General features: G+C 50.8%; 5 protein-coding genes. 2 read left to right on the top strand and 3 right to left on the bottom strand.

Annotation, left to right across the window (positions count from 1 at the left end; translation table 11 throughout):
- Positions 1-1,572, bottom strand: a 1,572-nt coding sequence (mutS, locus tag OXG10_07780; protein MCY3827254.1) for a DNA mismatch repair protein MutS, incomplete at its 3' end; no start/stop codon positions are given.
- Positions 1,573-2,056: 484 nt separating this feature from the next.
- On the opposite strand from mutS, the gene OXG10_07775 reads away from it, so the two are divergent.
- Positions 2,057-2,509, top strand: a complete 453-nt coding sequence (locus OXG10_07775) for a hypothetical protein (protein ID MCY3827253.1) — start codon at positions 2,057-2,059, stop codon at positions 2,507-2,509.
- Between the two features lie 1,036 nt (positions 2,510-3,545).
- The gene (locus OXG10_07770; GenBank protein ID MCY3827252.1) at positions 3,546-3,983 is read left to right on the top strand and encodes a hypothetical protein; all 438 of its coding nucleotides are present in this window, start codon (positions 3,546-3,548) and stop codon (positions 3,981-3,983) included.
- Positions 3,984-4,392: 409 nt separating this feature from the next.
- Here OXG10_07770 and OXG10_07765 read toward each other — a convergent pair whose 3' ends face one another.
- Together OXG10_07765 and OXG10_07760 are read right to left on the bottom strand one after the other, a co-directional pair.
- On the bottom strand, positions 4,393-5,514 hold the full coding sequence (locus OXG10_07765) for a hypothetical protein (protein ID MCY3827251.1): 1,122 nt from the start codon (positions 5,512-5,514) through the stop codon (positions 4,393-4,395).
- 114 nt (positions 5,515-5,628) lie between these two features.
- On the bottom strand, positions 5,629-5,872 hold a 244-nt coding region (locus OXG10_07760; GenBank protein ID MCY3827250.1), incomplete at its 5' end, for a hypothetical protein.

Genomic DNA, 5,872 nt, shown 5'->3' with positions numbered 1-5,872 from the left:
GGTTATGCGCTCCGCCGCGGTGAGTATCTGTTCTTCGTATTCCTTTAGCTCGGGGGAGGTGAAGCGTTCGCTTCCCGCCAGGGTCTGTCTTCTTGAGTAATCCTCGGGCACCGAGGAAAGCTTGGACTTTGTAACCTCGATGTAGTAGCCGAACACCCTGTTGTACCCGATCTTGAGCTTGGCTATCCCCGTTCTCTCCCTCTCCCGCCCCTCAAGTGCAGATATCCACTTCCGCCCGTCGCTCTGGATCTTGCGCAGGCGGTCAAGCTCTGGGGAGAACCCTTCCCTTATAACCCCTCCCTCCCGCGCGAAAACGGGCGGCGCGTCAACAAGGGCGCCCTCGAGGTAGCCGCGGAGGTCGCGGAAATCATCCATCCTCTCCCGAAGGGAGACAAGAGCCTCCGAACCGAGATCCGACATGGCGTCGCGGAGTCTTTCCGCGTAAAAAGAGGAATCCCGAAGCGAGGCAAGGTCCCTGGGTCTTGCGGAAGGGGTCTCGACCCTGTGGATCAGTCTCTCGAGATCCCCGACCTTCCCGAGCGCCTCCATAAGCTCTTCTCTCGCGGAGAGGCTCTCAAGCAGTTCTTCTGTGGCCTCCTGCCTTTTGCGTATCTCTTCTGCGTCAAGCAGCGGGTAGCTCATCCAGCGGCGAAGAAGCCTCGCGCCCATTGGAGAGCGGGTCTCGCCCATTATTCCCAGAAGGGAATGTCTCTGCGAGCCTTCGGTCGAGCTTCGAAGCTCAAGGTTCTTCGCGGTCCACTCGTCTATTTTCATGTAGTCGACCGTGTCGTAGTACTTCGGGAACTCCACTTCCGGCATGAAGCCCTTCTGGGTTTCCCGAAGATAATCGAAAAGCGCTCCGCAGGCACAGACGCATCCGGGGTATTTTTCGATCTCAAGCGCTTCGAGGGTAAGAACCGCGAATCCGTCCCTTAGAATTTCCCCGCACCTCTCAAGCTCCCACTTCCAGGAATCAACCTTCGTCACGAGAGTGCGGGGACTTGCGTCGAGCAGGGATTTAAGCCAGGGAGGTTCCGTGCCGGAATCCGGGATCAGAATTTCCCTTGGGTCGATACTGGCAAGCTCGGAGAGAAGATCTTCAGGCGAGCGGAAAAAAGACGTCCTGAACTCCCCTGTCGAGATGTCGCAGAAGCAAAGCGCGAAGCCGTTTTTCTCTTCGGCCACGCACGCGAGGAAATTGTTGCTTTTTGATTCGAGGTTCTCCGAGTCAAGAACTGCTCCGGGGGTAAGAACCCTGACGACCTTCCTCTCCACGAGCCCTCTTGTTTTCTTCGGGTCGCCCACCTGTTCGCAGATTGCCACTTTCTTTCCGCTTCCGAGAAGCTTTGATATGTGGGGCTCCGCGCTGTGGAAGGGAACTCCGCAGAGAGGCACAGGATTTTTTTTGGAACGGTCCCTCGCAGTGAGTGCTATTCCGAGTATTTCCGACGCGGTTTTCGCGTCGTCGTAGAACATCTCGTAGAAATCCCCTAACCTGAAAAGGAGTATGGCATCTGAATACTCCCTTTTTACGCTCAGGTACTGGCTCATAAGGGGGGTCTGTGAACTCATGAAGGGAATATTATACCATTACCCTTTTTCACTTGCCGTAAAATTATACGCTAAGGTAACCAGAGCAATCCCGCAACGCGACAGCGCTGTTTCAGGGCGCGTCATTTGAACGAGCAACAGATGGTAGTCTTGCGGTCAGAAGTGGACCCCTTATAAGGTCCGAAGCCAGACCGCATCCACTTACCGGTTATGTTGTGATCGGATTGTGCCCAACGCCTCCCGCAACTCGGTCTCTTTATCGAACACCACACCGTGTTTCTTCAGCATCCTGATTCACTGCGGACCGCTGCACTTGACCATCAGGGTTTCATAATACACCTCTGGGTCATAATAAGGCTTCATGTCCCTGAGCACCGCGTAAATAGTTCCGGGAAGTTTGTGGGCAGTGACTCCAATTGCCTTTTTTCCTTCAGGTTATTGATTCGCTTTCCGGTACCACGCCTACTTTTCCCATCCCAAGGCTTTCCCTAGCACAACAGAATTGGTGCTCATTTTTATCGAAATAAGCAGTCGTGCCCATGCGCAGTCAACTGCGGACTGCTCTGTGCTCTGGAGGGATTATCCCCAGTTTGGCGAGCTTATTGGCAAAAAGGTAAGGCCATGGCACCTGGAGCTATGGGAGTTTATTCCTTGTCCTGAAGCGGCAAAAAGAAAAAGAGTCTCAACGGTAGAGAATCTTCTTGGACGCAACAGAGTGAAGCGCATTGACGCGGAGGAATTGCTGAGGATATTGCGCGGCAAGAAGATAGAGCTCAACGAGGCAACCGTACAGAGTTGTATTGGGCACATAAGGACGATCATTGAACGAATGAAAGTGACAGACCGCCAGATAAGGGAGACCGAAAATTCCATCAAACGGGTTGTTGAGACCATGAACTCAAAGCTCAAGACCGAGAGCAAACGCCAACCGATATTGAGATACTCCGCTCTGTTCTAGGTGTGGGGCCTGTAGTGCTTGCAAAGATTATTGCCTAGCCCGCATATCTCATAAAAGAGCAAGCGGAGAGTTTTTGGGACCGGATTCCAGATTTTTCCTGAACCGATCTGAAGACGGAACCGTTTTCCCGGTCAACGTTGGCGGTTCACGAGCTTTTTCTGTCTTTTGGCAACCAGATTCACCATCCCAACTGCCGCGAAGGTTGCGGTAGGAATGCGTACGCTTCACGGCGCACGTTACCTCGCACCATACAAAACTCGTCTCCATTTGGCTGACTGTGTCCCTTTACCGGATGGAACTCGAACCCACTGGCTCACTACGAAGGTTTTGTAGCTATGTCATTACCTTTTCCCCTTCCAAGGCTTTCCCTAGCGCAATAGAATTGGTGTTCACGGAATAAGCAGTTGTGCACATGCGCGGTCAGCTGTGGAGGTATTATCCTCAGTTTGAAGAGGCTGCAGACGATGTTTTCCATCCATGGTTCCTTGAACTGCGGCAGCATGTTCCCATCCCCGTGGCCGCGAGGTGTGCCAAGGTAATCCTACAAGTCCTTCGCTCAAAGGAAATGAATGTCTCCCAAGCAATCTTGCAAGGACGTATTATGCGTATAACAAGCGTTGTCGAGCGTATGAAGGTAAAGAAACAGAAAGGCAGATTGAGCGCTGCATCCGTTCGTTTAGCAAAAAAGATTGTCGGCAAGGGAAGGCAAAACCGAGCGATGTTGAAATCCTGAATTGGTTTCCAAGCGTAGGCAGGGTTGCCCTTGCTGCCATATTCGGCGAAACCTACGAACTGGTGTGCCGACGCGACTACAGGTCGTTTCGCAACTTGTGTGGTTGCACCCCGGCAACCAAGCAGACGGAAAAAAAGCAGACGTGTTACCCGAAGGAGAGTTTCTCTGGGAAGACTCGCATAGCAGTCCAGCATGATCCGGTAAGCAAGGCCAAATATGCCGCATTTCGCAAGCGGGGACACGGTCACTGCAGAACCCTGCACTTCGTGGCAGACCGCCTTCTCTACGCAGCATGCACCTTGCTTGAAAAAGGAGTGCAGTTCAACAAAAACTTCGCAAAAGGAGAACTTACAAAAGTATAAACCTGCTGAGGAAAACAGGAAGTCCTGGGTTACGGACATTGAGCTTGAAGAGAAGAATCTGATGAAGATAATGAGGGCGGGGCGAGCGAGGTGGCGGATAGAGAACGAGACCTTCAATACGCTTAAGAATCAGGAGTATCATTTTGAGCACAACTTCGGGCACGAGAACAAGCATCTTTCGGGTGTGTTCGGCAATCTGCTGCTTGCTTTTCTGATTGATCAGATAGAGATGAGGTGCTGTGGGCTGTTTCTGTGTGCGTTGGAGAAGATGGAGAGGCTCAAATGTCTCAGGAACAAGGTACGGAGCATGTTCATGGAACACGTTCTTGAGAGCTGGGAATTTTTGTACAGGGCAATAAAGGTTACAGAAGCAGTATAGAACTTTTCGATACATGATGAGAAAGTACAGTCTCTGTATTCTCGAAATATCTGGGAACTTGCTTTGGCGGGTGGGGGAGAGGTGTGCGCAGGGATTGATATGGGTAAAGAAAATGGTCTGAACCCGGTGTTCTCAATGGAGAAAAACTGTTTTCTGTGCAGAATCAGAAGCACTGAATACTGTGGAATCTCGAAAAACCGAAGTTTGTTTGCTAACCTCAGCCCGGTAAGCTTCTAGTGGGAATTCCTGTACAGAAGGCTTGCACTTCCAAACTGCCGGTTATGTTCGGCACACCAAAAAAGCATGGCGCACCAAGAGTTGGTACGCCATGCCAGAATGAACATCGGTAGAGAGAAACTTAACAACTAAACCTTTGTTGTTGCTCTACTGTTCCGTGCTCCGTGCCCGCTTATGGAGCAGGAGCAGCCTCTCTAAACAGGTTGCAGAGCTTCGCTCCTGTAAAATCATTTGCATTGCCAATAAATTGCTCGTCTAGAGTGGCTGCAACAGGATTCAGTTTCCCTGGATTAGTCGCCGCCGTAGTAGCTGCGGGATGTGGCATAACTCGCATAGAATTAGTACCATCTCCATAAATGATGATCTCCTCCGTATCGCTAGCCATAACTCCAGCAGCTACGCTTCCTGCCACAGCCGCGGTAGTGCCATCGTTCACAACCGTTTGCTTCTTAACGTAGCACTTTACAGCACCCGGCAGAGAATCAAGCCTGAGGCAGACTTTATTGGTCGTTCTCGTTACCATTGAATTTGCAAGAGGCACCTCTAAACCATTGCTGCCAATCTGAGTGTTCTGCGATATATTCGTTATACTCACCGCACGCCACTGGCCTTCTATACTCCCCGGCGCAGTGCCCACACCGCAGTCATGATGCAACTGACCCCTTTGAATAGCCTCGTCAGAACCTCCTCTTGCATCCATATCAGCAAAAAACATCCCTGCAGTAAAGCTCTTCTGCTCCGTTATTCTTACACCAGCTATACCAGAGGTAGCTGCTTTAGTACCTTCTTGCGGTACCGCTGCTGCATCCCCTCCTCTGTGACTTTTTATAAAAACCAAGGTAGGAGCGACGTCGGTGCCGGCGGGACTCAAGAGATCGCCCGTCCCGTCTCCATTAAGGTCGGGATTAACCAGATCAAAAACATTAGCGTTACACGCTATCTCAACATACCCATTAGCAGTAGTTTCATTGCCAGCTGCCGCCGTTACTAACGCCGTCCGTTGTGTTTGGGTACCAACAGGCAGAGCTTTAAGTTCAGGTCCAGGAAACTGCCCTGTTTCCGTAAGCAAAGGATCGTCACAAGCCATCTTTCCCGACGGTTTTCCCCAGTTCATCAAGAAGGGATAATTGTACTCAACAGATCCGGCACCACCTCCTTCCCCCGGCTCCCCTTCTTCCCCCGGCTCCCCCGGAGGCCCTTGAGGGCCTGCGGGCCCTCGATCACCCTCACAGGCAACAAAACCAATTGCTCCTATCGCTAAGAACAATGAAAAAATCAAGTTACGTAACTTCATAATGAAAAATCCTCCTTATGAATTGTTTCCAAATATTTATGTACAATCTGAACATCATCCATCATCGTTAACTAACTTTACACCAAAAGACACCGAAGTGTCAACATGTTTTTTTTAATTCTCTTTAAACAGTACCGCTTCGGAAATCAACACGGGAAAACACAAAAACTCCCGCTGTTCCAAGATGATAACACTAATAAATTCAAATTTCAATTCCTTAATTGCCCCCCCCCCACGGTGATTCCGTGCATGTGAGTGGATTTTGGGGGTAATACCGGGGTGGGGAGCAAGTTTCACAGACAGACTCCGGGTTTTCACCTCAAGATTCCCTGATTCCTGCCCAACACTCCTCCTTAAG

This window comes from Candidatus Dadabacteria bacterium, from assembly GCA_026706695.1.
GTDB lineage: Bacteria > Desulfobacterota_D > UBA1144 > Nemesobacterales > Nemesobacteraceae > Nemesobacter.
Note: the sequence above shows the minus strand (reverse complement) of the source record. Positions and strands in the feature narration are given on the sequence as shown.